Annotated in this window: 16 protein-coding genes and 2 pseudogenes; 7 read left to right on the forward strand and 11 right to left on the reverse strand. The window is 53.7% G+C overall.

Annotated features, from left to right (window positions below):
• Nucleotides 1-25 precede the first annotated feature (25 nt).
• Complete coding sequence (locus JCM12308_RS05700; RefSeq protein ID WP_008549477.1) at nt 26-589, forward strand: TetR/AcrR family transcriptional regulator; 564 nt, start codon at nt 26-28, stop codon at nt 587-589.
• A gap of 17 nt (nt 590-606) precedes the next feature.
• On the opposite strand, the gene JCM12308_RS05705 is transcribed toward JCM12308_RS05700, so the two are convergent.
• Nucleotides 607-879 (reverse strand): DUF6460 domain-containing protein, encoded by a 273-nt coding sequence (locus tag JCM12308_RS05705; protein WP_008549654.1) that lies wholly within the window; start codon nt 877-879, stop codon nt 607-609.
• Between the two features lie 285 nt (nt 880-1,164).
• Here JCM12308_RS05705 and JCM12308_RS05710 point away from each other — a divergent pair, with 285 nt between their 5' ends.
• Both JCM12308_RS05710 and JCM12308_RS05715 read left to right on the forward strand, forming a co-directional pair.
• Nucleotides 1,165-2,145 (forward strand): zinc-binding dehydrogenase, encoded by a 981-nt coding sequence (locus tag JCM12308_RS05710; protein WP_054783123.1) that lies wholly within the window; start codon nt 1,165-1,167, stop codon nt 2,143-2,145.
• Nucleotides 2,146-2,219: 74 nt separating this feature from the next.
• The gene (locus JCM12308_RS05715; RefSeq protein ID WP_054783124.1) at nt 2,220-3,572 is read left to right on the forward strand and encodes a GNAT family N-acetyltransferase; all 1,353 of its coding nucleotides are present in this window, start codon (nt 2,220-2,222) and stop codon (nt 3,570-3,572) included.
• A 9-nt stretch (nt 3,573-3,581) separates the two neighbouring features.
• On the opposite strand, the gene JCM12308_RS05720 is transcribed toward JCM12308_RS05715, so the two are convergent.
• Nucleotides 3,582-4,388 carry a hypothetical protein gene (locus JCM12308_RS05720; RefSeq protein WP_054783125.1) on the reverse strand — a complete coding sequence of 269 codons (807 nt, stop codon included), beginning with the start codon at nt 4,386-4,388 and terminating at the stop codon, nt 3,582-3,584.
• Nucleotides 4,389-4,494: 106 nt separating this feature from the next.
• Between JCM12308_RS05720 and JCM12308_RS05725 the strand changes: the two genes are divergently transcribed.
• On the forward strand, nt 4,495-5,028 hold the full coding sequence (locus tag JCM12308_RS05725; RefSeq protein WP_054783126.1) for a GNAT family N-acetyltransferase: 534 nt from the start codon (nt 4,495-4,497) through the stop codon (nt 5,026-5,028).
• A 17-nt stretch (nt 5,029-5,045) separates the two neighbouring features.
• Here JCM12308_RS05725 and JCM12308_RS05730 read toward each other — a convergent pair whose 3' ends face one another.
• From JCM12308_RS05730 to JCM12308_RS05760, 8 genes and pseudogenes are all read right to left on the reverse strand, one after another.
• Nucleotides 5,046-5,495, reverse strand: coding sequence for a hypothetical protein (locus JCM12308_RS05730; protein ID WP_054783127.1), 450 nt, complete (start codon nt 5,493-5,495; stop codon nt 5,046-5,048).
• A gap of 74 nt (nt 5,496-5,569) precedes the next feature.
• The gene (locus JCM12308_RS05735) at nt 5,570-6,475 is read right to left on the reverse strand and encodes an AEC family transporter (protein WP_054783128.1); all 906 of its coding nucleotides are present in this window, start codon (nt 6,473-6,475) and stop codon (nt 5,570-5,572) included.
• Between the two features lie 230 nt (nt 6,476-6,705).
• Nucleotides 6,706-8,918, reverse strand: a pseudogene (locus JCM12308_RS05740) (3-hydroxyacyl-CoA dehydrogenase NAD-binding domain-containing protein).
• Nucleotides 8,919-8,933: 15 nt separating this feature from the next.
• The gene (locus JCM12308_RS05745; RefSeq protein ID WP_008550053.1) at nt 8,934-10,142 is read right to left on the reverse strand and encodes an acetyl-CoA C-acetyltransferase; all 1,209 of its coding nucleotides are present in this window, start codon (nt 10,140-10,142) and stop codon (nt 8,934-8,936) included.
• Nucleotides 10,143-10,254: 112 nt separating this feature from the next.
• Nucleotides 10,255-10,593, reverse strand: coding sequence for a glutathione S-transferase family protein (locus tag JCM12308_RS32720; RefSeq protein ID WP_306303313.1), 339 nt, complete (start codon nt 10,591-10,593; stop codon nt 10,255-10,257).
• Nucleotides 10,590-10,802 carry a thioredoxin domain-containing protein gene (locus tag JCM12308_RS32725; protein ID WP_306303314.1) on the reverse strand — a complete coding sequence of 71 codons (213 nt, stop codon included), beginning with the start codon at nt 10,800-10,802 and terminating at the stop codon, nt 10,590-10,592. The genes JCM12308_RS32720 and JCM12308_RS32725 overlap by 4 nt, the downstream gene beginning before the upstream one ends.
• A gap of 100 nt (nt 10,803-10,902) precedes the next feature.
• A pseudogene (locus JCM12308_RS05755) lies at nt 10,903-12,696 on the reverse strand (acyl-CoA dehydrogenase C-terminal domain-containing protein).
• A gap of 245 nt (nt 12,697-12,941) precedes the next feature.
• Nucleotides 12,942-13,622 (reverse strand): ArsR/SmtB family transcription factor, encoded by a 681-nt coding sequence (locus JCM12308_RS05760; RefSeq protein ID WP_041768922.1) that lies wholly within the window; start codon nt 13,620-13,622, stop codon nt 12,942-12,944.
• Nucleotides 13,623-13,756: 134 nt separating this feature from the next.
• Between JCM12308_RS05760 and JCM12308_RS05765 the strand changes: the two genes are divergently transcribed.
• Nucleotides 13,757-14,077, forward strand: a complete 321-nt coding sequence (locus JCM12308_RS05765) for an NIPSNAP family protein (protein ID WP_054783129.1) — start codon at nt 13,757-13,759, stop codon at nt 14,075-14,077.
• A 30-nt stretch (nt 14,078-14,107) separates the two neighbouring features.
• A complete protein-coding gene (locus tag JCM12308_RS05770; protein WP_054783130.1) occupies nt 14,108-14,416 on the forward strand; it encodes an antibiotic biosynthesis monooxygenase family protein in 309 nt (102 codons plus the stop codon).
• Nucleotides 14,417-14,558: 142 nt separating this feature from the next.
• On the opposite strand, the gene JCM12308_RS05775 is transcribed toward JCM12308_RS05770, so the two are convergent.
• Nucleotides 14,559-15,005, reverse strand: coding sequence for a MerR family transcriptional regulator (locus tag JCM12308_RS05775; RefSeq protein WP_008549503.1), 447 nt, complete (start codon nt 15,003-15,005; stop codon nt 14,559-14,561).
• Between the two features lie 477 nt (nt 15,006-15,482).
• On the opposite strand from JCM12308_RS05775, the gene JCM12308_RS05780 reads away from it, so the two are divergent.
• Nucleotides 15,483-20,027 (forward strand): peptidoglycan-binding protein, encoded by a 4,545-nt coding sequence (locus JCM12308_RS05780; protein ID WP_054783131.1) that lies wholly within the window; start codon nt 15,483-15,485, stop codon nt 20,025-20,027.
• Nucleotides 20,028-20,089 lie beyond the last annotated feature (62 nt).

Here is a 20,089-nt window from a genome sequence, read left to right on the forward strand (position 1 = left end):
TGCCTCGGAAGGCTAGGAGACACATATGGGTGTTGTGGTCACCAATAGAAGCGTTGTACTGGATACTGCGGATTACATGATCCGGGAAAGCGGACTGTTGGGCTTGGATGTTGATCAGCTTGCCAGTTCCACCGGAACCAGCGAACAGGACATTTCTGAAATGTTCTCCTCAGTCAATGGGGTAGAGCGTGCTGTTCTGCAAAGATACATCGACCGCTTCCTGCAGATCCTTGGTGATCCTTCCACACAGACGCTTCATTTCCGCAGAGCACTGGACACTTACATCGCAGCTTTTCAGGCTGGCATGGCAGACGGCGGCGAGCTGTTCCTGTCCGCAGTGCTGGGCGATAAGGACGAAGAACTGCCGGAAGACCTGCAGGAGCTTGCTGCAACCTTTGCTCGCCGTGCCCGTGTATGGCTCGCAGACCTGTTGGAGTACAGCGGCAACTGGTCCTCAGAAGAAGCTCTGGTAAAGTCGGACTTTGTTCTGGCAGCACTGGAAGTGGCTGTTCTGATCGGCAACACCAGCGAAGATCCGGAGATCTTCGACAACCTGTCCGTCAACATTCACAATATCTGCATGCAGTAAGTTAAGAGCAGGCGCGGTTATCGTCCGCGCCAGTTCATCAGCCGTGAGATAAACCACAGCGGCACCACCACAATGGCTCCAAGGAAGAAGTAGGAGCCAAAGCGCTCAATGGCTGAGAAGCCCATATTCCAGATCCGGATAAAGAAATCCTGCACGGAGTAGATCAGGGTCAGCGGCGAAAAGTCCAGCGCAGACAGCACAATCCCGACAATCAAAGATAGAAAAATCAGCCGAATGAGCACGCGTCCCGGCGTGTCTCCAAGAAAACGGTTGAACTTATCGTTTGACATCAAAATCTCCGCAATAGCCGTGCTCAAAAAGGGCAGTGGACGTAAAACCCAGGCAAAGGACAGGGTAATAGCAAACTGCTTTACAATGCTTTGATCCCTATATAGGCACCCAGCCTACTCTTTCATATGGGGCGACGCCAAATTTTCTATTCCATTCCATATACGCAGTAATCGGTCTTTCCTTTAAGTGCGTCTTCCTTACAGTACCTCCAAAACAAGAGGATGGCCGCCGGAGCGTTAACTGCACGTGCCCAAAGGCTGGCAAAGAAGACCATAGGATAGCCCATGAAAGCTGTGACCTACCACAAAGAGACCGACGAGTTCGTGCTGGCTGACGTGGAAAAGCCCACCCCGGCAAAAGGTGAAGTGCTGGTAAAGGTGGTTGCCACCGGCCTCAATCCGGTCGATGCAAAGATCAACAAATGGTGCGCTGCTGCGCGAGACATGAGTGACAACTGGGTGCCCGGTTTGGACGTGTCCGGCAACATCGAGCAGGTCGGCGAGAGTGTCACAAACTGGGCTGTGGGCGATGCAGTTCTGTATCACGGCAACATGTTCAGGCCCCACGGTGGACTTGCAGAGTTTGCTGTCACCGATGCTGAGGCACTCGTCAGGCACCCGGATGTGGACCCGGTTATAGCTGCGGCAACCCCATGCGCAGGCTGGACTGCATGGCGCGCCCTCGTGGATAAGCTGGACATCGAAAACCGCAATACTCTGCTGGTCATGGGCGGCTCAGGTGGTGTGGGTGGCTTTGCCATCCAGATCGCCAAACACTTCGGTACAGAGAAAATTCTGGCGACGTGTTCTGAGCGCAATCTCGACTACGTGCATTCTCTCGGTGCGACCCGCGCGATCGACTACGGTTGGGAAGATGTGATTGGCATCGCTTTTGAGGAAACCGGACGGCAAGGCGTTGATGTAGCGCTTGATACGGTTGGCGGCGACAACGACATTACCGCTGCAAGCTGTCTGGGCTTTGAAGGGGAGATGGTCGAACTCGTCAGCACCGTGCGCCCTGCTGCCTATGACAATGCATTTCTGAAAGGCCTTAGTTTCCACCAGCTCAGTCTGGGTTCAAGTCTGCGCGCCGGCCCAAAAGCCAAAGCCAATCTGGTCAAAGCAGGCACAGTCTTTTCAAAGCTTCTGGAAATTGGCGAGATCTCTGTACCAAAGATCAGGCAGATCAGTCTTGAAGATGTAGGGCCTGCCCTGAAAGAGATGAGAAACCAACGCACTGTTGGCAAGATTGTGTTGAAGATCTAGGCAGTTATCCAATACCTTCTCTCCATCGGAATCAAATGAGGCTGGCCTGTCCAGCCTCACCGGCGGAGGCAGGGATGAGTGAGTTTGTAATCTACGCAGCAGAGCCCCAAGATGCAGAAGACCTGGCGGCCCTGCGCGTAGAAGCCATGCGCGAAAGCCTTGAAGTGCTGGACAGGTTTGATCCGCAAAGAGCACGAGAGCGCTTTCTCAAAGGGTTCGAACCTGAGCAAACCAATAAGCTCGTCAGCGGTGTAATGCCTGTTGGGTTTTATGTGCTACGAGACCGTCCTGAGCACATCTGGCTGGATCACCTCTACATCCACCCAAAAGCCCAGGGGGGAGGCATTGGCGCTAAGGTAATCTCGCAAATCAAAGCCTACGCTTTTGCAAAAGGAAAACCTGTTCGCCTTGGTGCACTCAAGCAGAGCAAAGCCAATACCTTTTACCAGCGCCACGGCTTTCAGCACACCCACAGTGAAGAGTTCGACAACTACTACGAACTCCCTCTGGAACATATAAAACCAGGAACACCAAAGTTCATCCTGAAGCGCGCAAAGCCCGAAGATGCGGAACAACTGGCTGACCTGCGCCACGAGGCCATGAAAGATGAGTGGGCCGCCAATGGCCTCACCAACTACCCCTTGGCCCGCAGCCATTTCTTCGAAGATTTCAAACCCGATGCCACATGGAAGATTGAACTCGAAGGGGAGCTGCTGGGCTTCTATGCATTTCACTCCTATCCAGACCATTTCTATCTGGACATGCTGTTCCTGCGGCCAGCCGCGCAAGGGAAAGGGATTGGCTCAAAAATACTTCATCACCTGAAAGAGATTGCCACGAAAGCAGGTAAGCCAATACGCCTTGATGCGCTCAGGATCAGTCGGTCAAATGAGTTCTATCAGACCCATGGCTTCTCTGTGATCCATTCAGAAGGCTACGAGAACATTTATGAGTTCACGCCCGAACCTGCCTTCTATCTCGAAACAGCTTCTCAGGATGACTTTGAAGAACTCCAGCACATTCGCTACACATCCATGAAGGAAAGTGCAGAAGCCAATGGCTTGTTTCATCATGACAAAGCCCGCGAGATGTTCCAGAACGAGTTCGCGCCTGAAAAGACGCTGAAAATCCGCAGAAACGGCAAAACCATTGGCTTCTATGTGGTCCTGAACCACCCGGATCACCTCTATCTGGATATGTTCTACCTGCTGCCCGAAACTCAGGGTCTCGGCATCGGGTCTAAACTCCTGAACCAGATCAAGGCACAAGCGGACAAGCAAAACAAACCCATCCGCCTCGACGCCCTCTGCATCAGCCCCGCCAACGCCTTCTACCAGCACCACGGCTTCCACCTGACCCACTCCGAAGGCGTCAACAACTACAATGAGTACACTCCGAAGTGCCTAACCAAGGCGGAAATAGCGTAAGCCACATCCTTACTTGGCCAGCACTTCCAGCGGTTGCTTAGCGACAGTGATAAACTCCCAGGCATTGTTGGGATCAGCTCCCGCCTGTCGAAGCAAACCGTCGATTTTTGCTGTGAACTCATACTTCTGAGTTGGAGAGAGACCGCCATTTGCTTCCAGAGCGTCCTGCAGTTGAGATTTGACATCCAGAAACTGAAACTCAATCTCAGGATCGCCTGACTCTACATTGAACCAGCCTTTAGCAGCCTGATAGTAGACCTCAGGATTTTCCTTTGTCAGCTGAAAGAGATCTTCCGGGCTCGCCTCTTGCAGATTGCCGGAGGAGCTCGGCCCAAACCACAAGCTTAGCACCTTGCCGTCTTCTGCGCCAAGGGCCACATGGGTGTCAGCAAAAAAGAAAACAACGTCGCCAGCCTCAAATGAAGTCGCTGGCTCGCTCTCGTCATATCCGACAACCTCATCCAGAATTTCATTGTAGCCAATGTCGTCGCTGACGCTATCCTCAAGTTCGCGAATAACCCTGTTGCTTTCTGGCGTATCAGCATAAGCCTTGAGGCCCATCAGCAAAACGGCTTCCTTACAGTTCATGCAGCTGTGCGCAGTGGGTTGAAGTAAGGCAGCTTGGTTGGTCAGGTTCTCGCGAAAGTGCGAGTTATCTTCCAGCGGTGTTGCCCCAGATTGCCAGCTGAGGCTTCCTTTCCAGGATTGTCCAACTTCAACGGCTTTATTGGTGCTTTGTACGTTCTGCACACCGGCTGCTGACTGCAGCGGATGTGTGGCCTGAACATTGGTAACGCTCTGAGTGTTGATAGGCATCGCGTGATCTTTGCTAGGTTGTTATCTTCAACCTCTGGTATAGGATTTGCGCAGTCAAGCGAGTGTCCTTCAGCACATTGCAAAATCAGCGTGCATTCAAAGATGCATGAGTAATCTCATCGTGAAGTGGGGAATGATGAAACAAAACGAATTGGAGAGCTGTAACGATGACCAGCAGGCTCTCATAGAGCGGCCTTCATGGCACATAGTACCTGCTGCCGCCGCTGACTTTGACTTGCTCGCAGACCTTCGCCATCTGGCCATGAAAGACAATATGGAAGCCAACGGTATGTTCGATCATGAGCTCTACCGGCAATATTTCAAAGACAGCTTCGACCCTGCCTCCACATGGAAGATCATCGAGAACGATGAGGTTCTGGGCTTCTACGTTCTTTGGGACAAACAAGACCACCTCTATCTGGAACGTCTGTACTTCCACCCCAATGCACAAGGTCGCGGTATCGGAGCGGAGATACTCACCCTCCTGAAACAACAAGCCATCGCCCATACCAAACCCATCCGCCTCGACGTCCTCCCCAAAAGCCGCGCCAACCCCTTCTACCTCCGCCACGGCTTCGAGCTGATTGAGGAGAGAGAGGAGGAGAAGGTGTATGAGTGGAGGGGATCTGGTCTTAGGTAACTGAAAGTATGAGTCTACTAGTGGGGACCAGCGTTTATAAAATGGTCTTCCTGCAAAACTTCCCAGCAAGCACAGTTACCAGCCACATAAAACTCTGAACGCCTAGTCTCTTCTGTTGTCCAATTGACAGTATTCCAGTCTTTTGAATGCATTGCACCAAAATTTATGAAGGTTTTCTGGCCGTCAAAAGTAATTATGATTTCGTCATTCAATACTGAATATACGCCACCTGACAGCTCTCTGAACCTAAACTCGACTTCTCCAGAGACTGTTATCTTAACGTACATTTCTGGTCCAAAAGTACCATGAGTAGTTCTTGAAACATCGACAGCCTTAAAGAACAGCGAGACAGTATAGTCGTTTTGCCTGTTGCTAGTGACATATTCAATTTTTTCTAGGACTGCTCCGTCAAAGCTTCCAAAGCGATCAAGAAACTGTTTGAAATTGCTTACTTTGATTTCTCCCATATGAGGTTCGCTATATCGCACTCATTGATATCTTGGTTCCGATGACTGAACTATAACGCTTATCCTTACAAGCCCTAACCCGCAAACACAAAGAACCACCAGAGGCTTGCTGTGGCTAGGGAGAGGGGGACGCCGACGCCGATGGTGGCGGCGACCAGTTCGCTCTCCAGGTTGTACTGCAGGGCGATCAGGCTTGCGCCCAGCATGGGGGGCATTGCCATTTCCAGAAGGGCGATGCGGGCGATGTTGTTTTCCAGCTGCCCAAGCCCCGCATAAACCAGATACAGAAACAACGGCGCCAGAACCAGGCTGAAGGTGAGAGCGAGGCCAATAGGAGCCCATCGCCCTTTTAAGTGCTCTAATCTCAGGGCAAAGCCCACAGCTGCAAGAGCCATCGGCGTTAGCGTGTCGGCCAGCGTGCCGACCACATCATCAATCCAGATCGGACGGCCCAGATGGTTGGTCGCAAGCGCAACAATGATCGCCCAAAACGGGGGGAACGTGAGAATGCGTCGGACGATTACTGGGAGTTCAAAAGCGCCAGCACTAGCAACGGTGGCAATGCTGATCCCGAGAATGGAGAGGGCAAGGTAAGAACCGAAGAGGTCGATCACCAGCCCGACGCCAAGATACTGGCTACCCGCTAAGGCTGAGATCATCGGCAGGCCGACAAAGCTGGTGTTTGCCCATCCGGCAACCAGCAGAAGCGCGCCAATCCTCTGCCAGGACCACTTGAAATACTTGCCAATAGGAACAAAGAACAGGATCGCGAAGCCCACACCGATCCACGGAGTTGCAGCTGCAAACCACCAGTCGGCTGAAACGGTAACGCCATGCACATTCTTGATAGCCATGGCAGGCAGCGCAACGTAGATGACCCAGCCGCCAAACACCTTCGTTGCTGAGTCAGGAAGCGCTTTGGTGAGCCGCAGAACAATCCCGATAACAAGGCAAAATACGATGAGAACAATCTCGGCCATGGGGCATCATGCCTGCGTTATGAAAACAACCTTCCTCTTCAGCAAAATAGAAGAGCAAGTTAAACGCGGCATGAAAGAACTCATGAACACCGCCCCGATGCCGTAAACGCTTCTTAAAGCCAAAAGCTAACGACGAGAGCTATTCCAACAAAAACGCCGATGAGATGTCTCCCACCGGCGCTTCAAACTTAGACCAGAGGGCTGAGGCGTAAAGCCCAGCCGGGTCTGTATTACTCAGCAGCTTCTGCCACAGCCTCTGCAGGAGAGAACTTACCGTAGTAGGTCTCACCAGCTTCTGCCATTGCGCGCAGTTGCTTGTTTGGTGCGAAGCGGTCGCCCCACTTGGCAGCCAGCTTGTCACAGCGCTCTACGAACTCTTTGGTGCCGATGCCGTCGATGTAGGACAGCGTACCACCAGAGAACGGTGCAAAGCCAAAGCCGAGGATGGAACCAACGTCTGCTTCACGAACGTCTGTCAGGCAGTTCTCTTCAAACACGCGTGCGGTTTCAAGAGCCTGAATGCCCAGCAGACGGTCCTTCAGTTCTTCAACGTCAAACTCATCAGCAGACTTCGCTGGGCCGGTGATCTCGGTGATACCAGGCCACAGAGCCTTGTCTTTGCCTTTGTAGTCGTAGAAGCCCTTGGTGTTCTTACGGCCATGACGCTCATGCTTCACAACCATCGCATCAAGGATCTCATCGAACCCGCTGGATGGGTACGCATCACCAAGGTCTTTCTTGGTTGCTTCCTTAATCTTCCAGGCAAGGTCCAGAGCAACTTCATCACCCAGCGACAGCGGACCAACAGGCATACCTGCCATCTTGCCAGCGTTCTCGATCATCGCTGCTGGAACACCATCGGAAAGCATCATGATGCCTTCGCGAACGTAGGTGCCAACAACACGGGAGGTGTAGAAGCCACGGCTGTCATTCACAACAATCGGAGTCTTCTTGATTGCTTTCACGTAGTCCAGAGCAACAGCAGTTGCCTTGTCCTCGGTCTTCTCACCCAGAATGATCTCAACAAGCATCATCTTGTCCACTGGGGAGAAGAAGTGAATGCCGATGAAGTCTGCTGGACGGGAAGAAGCTTCTGCCAGAGAGGTGATCGGAAGCGTAGAAGTGTTGGACGCATAGATCGCGGAAGCTGGCATCGCCGCTTCTGCTTGCTCGGTCACAACGCGCTTCACTTCACGGTCTTCAAACACAGCTTCAATAACCAGATCCACGTCAGACAGCGCGCTGTAGTCGGTGGTCGCAGTGATCAGGCTGAGCAGCTTCTCTTTCTTCTCAGGCGTAGATTTCTTACGCTTGATAGCCTTGTCCATCAGGTCTGAAGAGTAGGACTTACCCTTGTCAGCAGCTTCCTGAGACTGGTCGATCAGAACAACTTCCAAACCAGCTTTTGCTGTCACGTAGGCAATGCCTGCGCCCATCATGCCTGCGCCAAGAACGCCAACCTTCTTCAGGTTGCTTTCTGGAACGCCTGCTGGACGGCGTGCGCCTTTGTTCAGCTCCTGCATGGAACCAAACAGGGAGCGAACCATAGCAGCGGCTTCCTTGCTCTGCAGAACATGCGCAAAGTAGCGGCTCTCGATGGTCAGACCAGTGTCGAATGGAACCATCAGACCTTCAACAACGGAGTGCAGCATGTAGCGTGCGCCCGGATAGTTGTCATAAGTGTTCTGACGATAGATCGCGTTCGCTGCTGGCCAGAACTGCATGCCGGATGGGGAGTAAACCTTACCGGTAGGGATCTTGAAGCCCTTCTTGTCCCAAGGCGCAACAGGGTCAACACCTTCAGCAAGCATCTTCTTGGCAGCGTCAACCAGCTCAGCTTCCGGCGCAACGTCGTCAATCAGCTTCAGGCGCAGGGCCTTCTTGGCATCTAGTTCTGACCCATCAGCAGGAACTGCAGGCCGCCCTGAAGATCCGGCACCATGCGCATCACACGCTGCGTACCACCAGCACCTGGGAACAGACCCACCTTAACTTCAGGCAGAGCCATCTTCAGGCTTTCTTCAGCGCCAATACGCTTGTGACAAGCCAGAGCCAGCTCGGTGCCTCCACCCATGGAAACGCCGTTGATTGCAGCCACGTATGGCTTGCCGGAAGTTTCCATTTTGCGGAACACGAGTGAAAGCTTGCGAGTGCCCTCAAACAGCTCTTTCGCAGCTCCTTCCGGATCGATGCTCTGACGTTTCTTATAGGCGCCAAGAGCCTTGCCGATCATGGAAAGGTCAGCACCTGCGGAAAACGCTTTCTTGCCGGAAGCAACAACAACACCTTTGATGGCGTCATCAGCAGTGATGTCGTCGATGACTTTGTCCAGCTCGTTAATGACGGACTCATCAAACACGTTCATTGGCTTTTCAGGCGAGTCCCATTTCAGAACTGCAAAGCCGTCTGCATCGGTTTCAAGGGTAAAGTGTGTGTATGTCATTGTCGTTCTCCCCCCTTAAACGCGCTCGATGATGGTCGCAGTACCCATGCCTGCACCAATACAAAGAGTAACAAGAGCCGTGTTCTTGTCCTGACGCTCCAGCTCATCCAGAACTGTGCCAAGGATCATTGCGCCGGTTGCACCCAGTGGGTGACCCATCGCAATCGCACCGCCATTCACGTTCATAATGGAGTGGTCAATTTCAAAGGCCTGCATGTAGCGCAGAACAACAGAAGCAAACGCTTCGTTCAGCTCAAACAGGTCGATATCGCCAATTTCCATGCCTGCGTTTTTCAAAAGCTTCTCGGTCACATCAACCGGACCAGTCAGCATCAGAGCAGGGTCAGAACCGATATTGGCAAAAGCTTTAATGCGTGCACGGGCTTTAAGGCCAATCGCATCGCCAGCTTCCTTCGTACCCATCAACACAGCAGCTGCACCATCAACGATACCGGAGGAGTTACCAGCGTGGTGCATGTGGTTGATTTTCTCGATTTCAGGGTGAGCCTGAATACCAACAGCGTTAAAGCCGCCCATGTTGCCCATCATTTCAAAAGACGGGTTCAGGCCAGCCAGAGACTGCATGTCTGTTTGCGGACGCATGTGTTCGTCATGGTCCAAAATGGTCAGACCGTTGATGTCGCGCACAGGTACAACCGAGTTTTTGAAACGACCTTCGTCCCAAGCCTTCTTCGCGCGCTTCTGGCTCTCAACCGCATAGGCATCCACGTCATCACGGTTGAAACCGTATTTGGTGGAGATCAGGTCAGCGGAAACGCCCTGAGGCATGAAGTAGGCAGGAATAGCCACCTGCGGGTCTGCAGGCCATGGACCGCCGGAAGCACCAAGTCCAACGCGGCTCATCGCTTCAACACCACCAGCAACAACAAGCTGGTTCTGGCCGGACATGACCTGAGAAGCACCCATGTTCACCGCATCAAGACCGGATGCACAGAAACGGTTGATCTGCATACCAGGAACAGAGCGGTCATAATCTGCTGCGAAGACAGCTGCACGCGCGATGTCAGAACCTGCATCACCCACTGGGTCAACACAGCCAAGCACAACGTCGTCTACAAGCTTGGTGTCAAGCTCATTACGGTCTCTGATGGCTTCAAGAGCGTTCGCTGCAAGGCGTGCTGTCGAAACTTCATGCAAGGAGCCGTCTTTCTTGCCGCGCCCGCGTGGGGTGCGAACATGATCGAATATAAGGGCGTCTGCCATATTGTCCTCCGCGAAAAAATTGGTCAGGCTGGTGTAGGCAAGGGGTGGCCGGGCATCAGGTCATAAGGGGCTACCCAATGGGGCAGGGCCTTAATCCGCTCAAGCCATGCATTCACATTTGAATAAGGCCGAAGTCCACACCAATCTCTTCTGGCCAAAATAAGTATCCGCACACCGAAAGGTCTGCGATTGTTGGGCGATTTCCAACAAGGAAGTCAGTGTCCGCAAGGCGCTGGTCCAGCACCTTCAAAGCGGCGATGGCCCGGCCTTCAAAAAAGCGGGTCACATCAGTCTCACCGGTTTTCACCATGGCTCGCATGTAGCGCAGGGTCGCCACATAGCTGGTCAGCTTGTGGTTGTCCCAGAACAGCCAGCGCAGGATTTCCCGGCGTTCTTCCTCGTTCTCCCAGCCAAATGTGCCAAGCTGCTGGGAAAGGTACTCCAGTATCACGCAGACTGGGTCAGCCGTGTCTCCCCGTGCCGGAGCACAGGAATTTCTCCCATCTCATTCTCTTCACTGCGGAACTCAGGATCGCGGGTGGCACCATTAAAAAAATCGACCCACACCGGGGTCCATGATGCCTGGGAAAGCTCCAGCATCAGCGCAACCTTGTAGGCATTGCCGCTCTGCGCAAAACACTGAAGTTCATACTCCGCCATATCGCACTCCTAAAATCTGTCAGTTTAATATATCAGATCGAGAATAGGGCAGGACAAGAGCCCAAGAAAGATCCCGGGCTCTCGAATTGCGATAAAGTGATTAGAACGCTTCCGCGTCCAGGCTCATCATGGTTTCAGAGCCGGTGGAGATGCGTGCCAGATGCGCTGAAGATTCAGGCATCACGCGTTCCATGAAGAAAGTGCCAAGGGTCAGCTTGGTTTTCAGCCAGTCTTCCTGACCGTTTGCACCGTCCTTGATCTTGCGGTTCGCAGCAATCGCGATCTTGGTCCACATGTACCCAAGAGCCACCAGACCGAACAGGTGCATGTAATCGGTAGAACCAGCACCCGCGTCATCCGGGTTCTTCATAGCGTTCTGCATGAACCACATGGTTGCGGCCTGCAGGTCTTTCAGGGACTGCTTCAGGCCCTTCATGTAAACGCCAAGCTCTTCGTCGCCTTCGTGTTCTTTAATGAACGCGCCGACTTCCTTAAACCATGCCTGGATCGCACGACCGCCGTTTGCTGGCAGCTTACGGCCAACAAGGTCAAGCGCCTGAACGCCGTTAGCCCCTTCATAGATCATGGCGATACGAGCGTCGCGAACGAACTGCTCCATACCCCATTCCTGAATGTAGCCGTGACCACCGTAAAGCTGCTGAGCCATAACGGTGTTGTCAAAGCCCTTATCAGTCAGAACGCCTTTAACGACAGGTGTCAGCAGACCCATAATGTCGTCAGATGCCTGCTTTTCAGCATCATCCTGAGACAGGTGGGACACGTCACCATGCAGAGAGGTCCACATGTAAAGCGCACGCGCTGCTTCGTTGAAGGAACGAATGGTCATCAGCACACGGCGGACATCCGGGTGAACGATGATTGGATCAGCTTGTTTTTCCGGATTTTTAGGTCCGGTCAGCGAGCGCCCCTGAATACGGTCCTTCGCGTAGGTCACAGCGTTCTGGTAAGCCACTTCAGACTGAGCCAGACCCTGAATACCAACGCCAAGGCGTGCTTCGTTCATCATGACGAACATCGCACGCAGGCTTTGTTCTCTTCCCCAACGAGATAGCCCACGGACTCATCATAGTTCATGACACAGGTCGCGTTGCCGTGGATGCCCATCTTCTCTTCGATGGAACCAACGGACACACCGTTCATCTCACCCGGATTTCCGTCCGCATCCAGCTTCTTCTTCGGTACGACGAATAGGGAAATACCCTTGGTGCCTTCTGGAGCACCTTCGATACGTGCCAGAACAAGGTGGACAATGTTCTCGGAAAGGTCCTGATCACCAGCGGAGATGAAGATCTTTGTGCCGGAAATCTTGTAGCTGCCATCGCCCTGTGGCGCTGCTTTTGTGCGCAGCATGCCAAGGTCGGTACACAGTGTGGCTCGGTCAGGTTCATAGTCCCTGTCCACTCACCAGTCACCATTTTCGGCAGGTAGGTGTCTTTAATTTCGTCATTTGCATGAACAAGCAGAGCTGCCATGCACCGGCGGTCAGGCCAGGGTACATCGCAAACGCCTGGTTTGCGGAACACAGATACTCATTCAGAATAACAGAAAGGGTCGCAGGCATGCCCTGTCCACCATACTGCTCAGGAATGGACAGACCGCCCCAGCCAGCTTCCACGTAAGACTGGTAAGCCTCTTTAAAGCCTGGAGGTGTTGTCACGGTTCCATCGTCATGGCGGGTACAGCCAATCTTGTCGCCGCTCTGGTTCAGTGGCTGCACGATCTCTTCAGAGAACTTTGCGCCTTCTTTCAGAATAGCTTCAACAAGATCCGGCGTTGCCTCGGCGAACCCTGGCAAGTTGGAATGTTTCTCGTAGCCCAAAACGTCCTTGAGCAAAAAGAGGGTATCTTCAACGGGAGCACTATAACTCGGCATCTCAATTTTTCCTTCCGACCAACCCTAGAGGCATGGCTTTAACGTTTGCGTAAACGTCAACTTGTTTCGGAATATAGAGCGCCCTCGCGCCTGCGGCAAGTTATACCCAAGTGTAATTTCTTAGGGGCAGGTACGTATCCGCGGAATCCTGCGGGTTCCCACCTGATAACTTCCCTGTGAAATCTCAGTGTGCCTTGCCTCTAGCACTATGAAAGTGACGGGTAACCTTTGTCTGCCCCTCAATTTTAAAGGGAAAATATGGCGTGAAAGCGAGAATCGCCGTCTCGGGAAAACTCAATGATGCGACTACCCTCAACACGCTTGGCCCAGCCTTGATCCAGAAAGAACGAGAGCAGGGAGGTGCCCGCAATCCCCGCCAGATGCGAGCGCCGCGCACTCCAATCCAGACAGGATTTGCACAAAGGCCGCCGTTTCGTCTCCTTCTCAGGAAGCACCACACCCAGCTCGGTTAAGAACGAGCGCCCGTCACCCGTCAGATGCAACTGCTCGCCATCCTCCACGAGAAAATCCCGCGCCAACAGACTATCGTAAGCCTGCACACCATATTCGCCCGCCAGATGATTGTAGCAAACCCGCGCTTTACGCAGGGCCGGTTCTTTGGGGCCGGTGCGCACGCGCGTCATACCAGTGCGCATGGCAATCCCGCTCATGGCCTCCAGCAGAGCCGCCACATCACTGTCCGCCAAACTGTAATACTTGTGCCGCCCCTGTTTGCGCAGGCTCACCAGCCCGGCCTCGGCCAGACGGCTCAGGTGAAAGCTGGAGGTCTGCGGCGTCACGCCCGCTTCCTGCGCCAGTTCACTGGCAGTGAGGGCAACGCCAGTCATCAGAGCCTGCAACATGTTTGCCCGTGCCGGATCTCCAATCAGCGCGGCGATCCCGGCAATGTTTGGTCCTTCTTTCATGTGCGGCTCCATTCGTGAAAACGTCCTCGGACTATAACACACACAAAGAAGTGATAGTTCGATCACGATCGAAACAACACCGTATTTCGCCTTGCTACACCATCAGCATCACCAAACCGAACCGGAGACCTGTGATGCTTACATGTATCATTCGCTATGAGATCGATCCGACAAAACGCGCGGAATTTCAACAGTATGCCCGCAATTGGGGGCAGGCGATCCCGCGCTGTGGTGCAGATCTGATCGGCTATTACGCACCTCATGAAGGCTCCACCACATTGGCCTACGGCATCTACAATGTGCAAAGCCTTGCCCACTACGAAGAATACAGAGCCACTCTTGCCAAAGACCCGCTGGGGCGTGAAAACTATGAGTTCGCAATGAGAGAGAAGTTCATCCTGAAAGAAGACAGAATCTTTCTCACTCTGGCATCTGCTCCACATGCCAAGCCCTGATCGCCATTCTAATCAATGAAAGTTCCCAGCATGATTGCCGTTATCTTTGAAGTTGAGCCCTTCGCAGACCACAAAGCCAGTTATCTGGATATGGCCGCCTCCATTAAGCCGGAACTGGAGAAAATCCCGGGCTTTATCTCCGTGGAGCGCTTTCAGAGCCTCACCAATCCTGAGAAAATTTTATCACTGTCATTTTTCGAGGATGAAGAGGCCGTGCTGCGCTGGCGTGCTCAGGAAAAGCATCAGGAAGCACAGCGGAAGGGAAAAAACGAATATTTCCAGAAGTATCGCATCCGCGTGGCGAGCATTTTGCGAGATTATGGCTTGGATAACAATTAAATTAAGAAACTGCACAAGCACGAGAGAGTTTCAATAGCTGAATTTTATTGAATGTATTCTCTGGGAATATATCGAGGCGCTGAAACAGAGCTGCCAAACAAAAAAGGTGGGGTGTGTGCCCCACCTGTTCGAGCTTGAAAAATCAGCTCTTTTTCTCTCGCAGCATACCTTCGACAATCGTCACGGTGCGCTGCAGATCTTCAATCGCTTCATCGATATTGGCGCGCTGACCTTCCAGAACTTTGATCTGTTCCTGGAAGCGTCCAAGAGCGACCTCCAGCTGCGTGACCTGACCGTCGCGCAGATCATAAAGGTCCAGCATATCGCGAATTTCAGAGAGCGAAAAACCGACCCGCTTGCCCATCAGAACCAGCTTCAGGCGTGCGCGATCCCGACGGTTATAAATACGATTAAGCCCGTCCCGCTTAGGATTCAGGAGTCCCTTATCCTCGTAAAACCGAAGAGTGCGGAGTGTAACATCAAATTCTTTTGCCAGATCACCAATTGAAAACTGGGTCTTCTTTCCCTTACCCAGCTCATTGGCAACAACATCAACAATCATCTCATTGATATGTAGGGCTTCGCTCATCTGCTTGACCTGTTCTTTTTTGCTTCCGCGACACTGCCGGTAACCCGCGACATGTGTACATGAGTACATGCTAAATGATGCACCGCGCAATTTCTATCAAGTTTATACATTGGCAGGAACACGTAGGTCTAGCAGAAGCCGCTTGATAACCCTTAATTCGAGTAAATCAGAACACGAATTATTTTCATGAGTTGGTTCCGTAACCCCTAAAAATGCATGGTATCTGCCCGATAACAGCCATAATTCACATTCCTTAAGGGCTCTTCACGCAGAATTCGACCTATTAACCCACTATTTACCTAACGAGTAAAAAAATAGTCCCACGAGTTTTGAGACCGGTGCAAAACCGCAAAGTGATTCGTTCCTTGACCTATTCATGCACTGCGTAAGGCAGTTGACGTTGATTGAAAAAATTGGATTAGGGCAAGTGAACAGGACACCGCGCGGGACCGGACAGTTTTATGGGGCCCTTCAGGCATGTCTTGGAATAAACCAGAATTTGGAAAATCCGCTTCAGACACGTCCTTTGGAGAAGGGCTGGATGCAGACCACATTAAGTGGTTGGAGGAAAGTGGAATGGCGCAACGAAATCCTGCAGCAGCAAGGCATGCGACCCACTCTCCATATGCTGACGAGTATGGTGGCGCGAGCCAGCAACCCTACGGACACCCTCAGCCAACCTCTCAGGAAGAGGCGATGAATGAAGTGGCTCAGGCATTAAGCCGCCTGATGCACGCAGAACAAGGCCGTCCGTCCCGTGGTTATGGCGAACCTCAGCCGCAACCACACGCACACAATCCGCGTCCGCGCGATCCATGGCACCGCTCTGATCTGAGATCCGGACTGGACCAGTCCACCAGCCCGCATGCCTATGAAGACCAGTATGATCCATCCGTGGATCAGCACTTGTACGCACGCGCTGGTATCTCCCGCGATCCGTTATCGCATCCGCGCCCGCCAGTCATGCGCCGCAATGAGCAGCTTGCCATGCGTCCTGCGCCAGAGATGGGCGCTGCTTATGCGCCGCGCCATCCTGCGGAGCCGTATACCGAACCTGCTCCTATGCCAATGCGCTCTGAGCAGCCATCTGCTTACTCACCATCTCCTTCACCACAGGAAAAGATGGAATGGGCTGCCCCAACTGCAAAGCAGGAAGAGGCGCCAACCGCAGAAAATTCCAAGGTCAAGCGCATCAGCTCTGTTCTGGATGCACTGAACGCTCTGGACGAGCGCCTCAACTCCCTTGCTCATAACGAGAATGAAAAAGGGAAGGGCATGCCGTCCAAGGCTGAAAGCAATGCATCTGTTTGTCAGCCTGAGCCAGCACCGCAAGAGCCATCCTGGGCACCAGCTGCACAAGACTTTAACCGCCCGCCTGTGACCCAGATGGAGCCGCGCTTCAACACCGCTGCAGCCCCTCATGGTGTGCAGCCGCAGCAAGCGCCACAGCCTGCCATGCAGCAGCCGGAAAAATCTGCGGAGTATTCCGAGCTCAACACAATGATCGACGGCCACTTCAAGCATTTGGCCGAACAGCTCGACAATATGCGCGAGCCGGATGAAGCACGTTTTGAAATGCTTCACGATGGTATGCAAACCCAGCTCAACAGCCTGCGCGATGAGATGATGGATCGGACCTCCGACAATCGCGCACAGCTTTCTGAAATCATTGGCCGTCTGCGCGATGAGGAAGGCAATGGCCTGCTGCTTAAGGAACTGCGCCACGAGCTAGAGCAGATGAAGGCGTCTCTGTCTCGCTCCGACATCGAAGACAGCCTCAACGCTCTGGGCATGGCCCATGCATCTATTCAGTCCCGCCTGCAGGAACTGGCAGAAAAGAACGTTGACCCGGCGATTTATGAAAGCCTGTCTCAGCGAATGGCAGAGGTGGAAACACAAATCCGCCAGTTGCCACGTGTGGATCAGCTCAACTCGCTTGAAAACCGTTTGTCCTCTATGGGCGATCGTCTGGAAGATGTTCTGCATCGTTCCGGCACCGCTGGCCTTGAAGTTGTGCGCGAAGAAGTAGCACAGCTCAGAAAAGTTATTGACCGTCTGGACTCCGGTCGCATGATCCATGATGTGGATCAGCGCATCCGCTTCCTGACTGCACGCATGGATGAGCTGGACCATTTCTCCGCTATCCAGCGCGATATCCAGTCCCGCCTCAGCAGCGTTGAAACACGCATGCCCGATGGTGAAGTGATCGACCGCCTGCATGGCCGACTGGACTCCATCTCCAACATTCTGGCTGAAGGCCCGGAAAACGCGGGCAACAGTGATCAGCTGAACCGTCTGGAAGAGCGTTTGTCCAACATTGGTCAGCAGCTGGACCGCATGGAGCGCAGCCCGGAAACCTCAACCGGCTTCGATCAGGCGTTCACATCCATCGAAGGTCGCCTTGATCACCTTTGCAACAAGGTGGATGACATTGAGGTTCGCCTCGCTGACACCTCCTTCGAAGTTGCTTTGAACGAGAACGAAAGCGCAGCGCTTGCCCGTCTTGAACAACGTGTGATGACGCTGACCCAGATGGTGGAAGACAGCGCACACGGCGGCTCTTCTGACAAAGCTCTGTCCATGATCCGCGCCGAGATCGCAGAACTGCGCGGCCACATTGGCGCGCTGGCAACCAATGGCGATATCGAAGCTCAGCTGCAGGATCTGGCAGCAACCATCTCCAGCCCATCTGGCCTGTCTTCTGACGTCGAAATCGACCGTCTGGAACAGCAGATCGCGGACTTGTCCCATAAGCTGGATATGTCACAGAGCCAGTTCGGTTCCATCGGCAATCTGGAAAACAGCTTTGGCTCCATTGAACAGGAACTCAAAGGCCTGCACACCGACATGGTGGACAAGGCCCAGCAGATCGCTCAGGATGCTGTAAAAGCGGCCACTGACAATCTGGCTCTTGGTAACGGCGAACATCAGGGTGAAGCTGTTGAAGCGGCAATCTCCGCCCTCCGTCTCGACCTGCAATCCCTGCTGGAAGCTTCCGGTCAGAAGGGCGATGTAGACCAGCATGCGCTGCAAGACGTGCGCGATGTTCTGGGCACCATCTCCAACCGCTTGGAAAATCTGGAAAGCATCCGCGCCGCCATTGGCGACACCGAGATTTCCGAGGAACACCAGAAGCTGGTTGGCGATAAGCAGATCAGCAGCATTCTGGGTGCCTTCAACATGGGCCGCAAAGGCAACACGGCTGCACAGTCAGCTGTCGCCGCTGAGCCGGAAGAACCACGCAACCGCAAGGCAGACTTCATCGCCGCTGCACGCCGGGCTGCCAAAGCAGCTGCCAAGGAAGCAAAAGAGGCGAAGAAGGAAGACGCCAAGCCAGCATCCGGCAAGAGCAAAGCACCGGAGCGGGCACGCCGCCTGCGGGACTACATCAGCCCAAACCGCACCAAAAACGTTGAGGTGCCTGAAAGCCTGCGCGCCAAAAAAGCTGCCGCAACCGCTCAGGTTCTCAGCAAACTTCAGGTCGCTGAAGAGCCGATCTCTCTGAGTGCAGAAGATATGGTTCCTGAGACAGAGACCGCTGTTAAAGAACCAATCAATCTGTCTGCAGAGCCAGTTGAGCTGGGCAAAGCTGAAAAGCCAGCCAAGGGCAAGAAGAAGGAAAGCAAATCCAGCCGCCGCCGTGCGATCATGCTGGCTGCTGCTGCAATTGTTCTGACCATCGGTGCTTTCCAGGTGTTCAAGTCTGGCGTTTTCTCCAGTGCTGATGGCGTGGATACTGCCGGTTCTGAGGCACAGCCAAGCATCATGGCGCCAAACGCTGAAATGCCAGGCAAAGACGACACCTCTCTGCTGAGCGGTGGCGTTGATGCAGTGGCAGCGCCTGACGTTCTCAGCAGCGCAACAGGTTTGCCATCAGAAACAGAGTTACCGTCACCTGTTAGCTCCACAAGCATCTGGCAGTCCGGCTCCGCCACAGCGCCGTCCGAACCAACCAAGGAGCTGGTCTTCGGTCAGGCAACGGATATTGGTCCGGCAGCTGGAAACGCCCAGCCAACCCAGAAGGTTGCGCCGGAAGTTGCCGCTGACCCAATCACCACCGCCAGCGTTCCCACTTCTCCGCAAGCATCGGCAACGAGCTTTGGTGAGCACGTGACACCAATCATCCCGCAGCCGCCAATCCAGCAGGTTGCGCCAAACCAGTCCGCCTACGATCTGCCATACGCCATCGGTCCGATGGACCTGCGTTCCGCAGCTGTTTCCGGTGATGCTGCCGCTCAGTTTGAGGTGGCGCGCCGTTACACCGAAGGCAATCTGGTTCCGGCAAATCTCGGTTCCGCCGCTGAATGGTACCGCAAGTCCGCCGCACAAGGTCTGGCCCCTGCACAGTATCGCCTTGGCAGCTTCTACGAGAAGGGCCGCGGTGTTGTGAAAGATCTGGCACAGGCTCGTGACTGGTATTCACTGGCCGCTGCTCAGGGCAACATCAAAGCCATGCACAATCTGGCGGTGCTCTTCGTGGAGGGCATCGATGGTGAGCCTGACTACACATCCGCCGTCAAATGGTTCCGCATCGCTGCAGACCATGGCGTAGCAGACAGCAAGTTCAATCTGGCAATCCTTGCAGCCCGTGGCCTCGGCATGGAGCAGGATCTGGTCGAAAGCTACAAGTGGTTCGCTCTCGCTGCCCTTCAGGGTGACGAGGATGCAGCTGGCAAGCGTGATGAAGTTGCCGCCAACCTCACCAAGCGCCAGCATGCAGAAGCACTGGAAGCTGTAGCGACCTATCAGATGAAGCCGGTCGACCCTGCTGCGAACAAAGTTGTGATCCCGACCGAATGGTCCGGCAAGCCGAAAACCACCGTTTCACAGGCGGGTTCTCCCACTGTGAAGAAGATGCAGCAGGCGCTGCTGAACATGGGGTACGATCCAGGCAATCCGGATGGTGTAATGGGACCAAACACGCGCCGTGCAATCAAAAGCTTGCAGGCTCGTTTAGGAATGGAAGCAACGGGTGAACCGGACCAGCGCCTGATGACGGCACTGGCCTCTCAGACCATATAATTTAACGTTACTAGGGGATTTCTGGTTAGATTTGCACTTGCTGCTCCGCGTAGATTGACAGA

Origin of the sequence: Pseudovibrio denitrificans JCM 12308 (assembly GCF_001310815.1) — a bacterium.
Lineage (GTDB): Bacteria > Pseudomonadota > Alphaproteobacteria > Rhizobiales > Stappiaceae > Pseudovibrio > Pseudovibrio denitrificans.

What these genes read in the sequence shown, in the direction of transcription:
- JCM12308_RS05700 (WP_008549477.1), top strand. Translation starts at nt 26, where the DNA reads ATGGGTGTTGTGGTCACCAATAGAAGCGTTGTACTGGATACTGCGGAT.
- JCM12308_RS05705 (WP_008549654.1), bottom strand. Translation starts at nt 879, where the DNA reads ATGTCAAACGATAAGTTCAACCGTTTTCTTGGAGACACGCCGGGACGC.
- JCM12308_RS05710 (WP_054783123.1), top strand. Translation starts at nt 1,165, where the DNA reads ATGAAAGCTGTGACCTACCACAAAGAGACCGACGAGTTCGTGCTGGCT.
- JCM12308_RS05715 (WP_054783124.1), top strand. Translation starts at nt 2,220, where the DNA reads ATGAGTGAGTTTGTAATCTACGCAGCAGAGCCCCAAGATGCAGAAGAC.
- JCM12308_RS05720 (WP_054783125.1), bottom strand. Translation starts at nt 4,388, where the DNA reads ATGCCTATCAACACTCAGAGCGTTACCAATGTTCAGGCCACACATCCG.
- JCM12308_RS05725 (WP_054783126.1), top strand. Translation starts at nt 4,495, where the DNA reads ATGAGTAATCTCATCGTGAAGTGGGGAATGATGAAACAAAACGAATTG.
- JCM12308_RS05730 (WP_054783127.1), bottom strand. Translation starts at nt 5,495, where the DNA reads ATGGGAGAAATCAAAGTAAGCAATTTCAAACAGTTTCTTGATCGCTTT.
- JCM12308_RS05735 (WP_054783128.1), bottom strand. Translation starts at nt 6,475, where the DNA reads ATGGCCGAGATTGTTCTCATCGTATTTTGCCTTGTTATCGGGATTGTT.
- JCM12308_RS05745 (WP_008550053.1), bottom strand. Translation starts at nt 10,142, where the DNA reads ATGGCAGACGCCCTTATATTCGATCATGTTCGCACCCCACGCGGGCGC.
- JCM12308_RS32725 (WP_306303314.1), bottom strand. Translation starts at nt 10,802, where the DNA reads ATGGCGGAGTATGAACTTCAGTGTTTTGCGCAGAGCGGCAATGCCTAC.
- JCM12308_RS05760 (WP_041768922.1), bottom strand. Translation starts at nt 13,622, where the DNA reads ATGAAAGAAGGACCAAACATTGCCGGGATCGCCGCGCTGATTGGAGAT.
- JCM12308_RS05765 (WP_054783129.1), top strand. Translation starts at nt 13,757, where the DNA reads ATGCTTACATGTATCATTCGCTATGAGATCGATCCGACAAAACGCGCG.
- JCM12308_RS05770 (WP_054783130.1), top strand. Translation starts at nt 14,108, where the DNA reads ATGATTGCCGTTATCTTTGAAGTTGAGCCCTTCGCAGACCACAAAGCC.
- JCM12308_RS05775 (WP_008549503.1), bottom strand. Translation starts at nt 15,005, where the DNA reads ATGAGCGAAGCCCTACATATCAATGAGATGATTGTTGATGTTGTTGCC.
- JCM12308_RS05780 (WP_054783131.1), top strand. Translation starts at nt 15,483, where the DNA reads ATGTCTTGGAATAAACCAGAATTTGGAAAATCCGCTTCAGACACGTCC.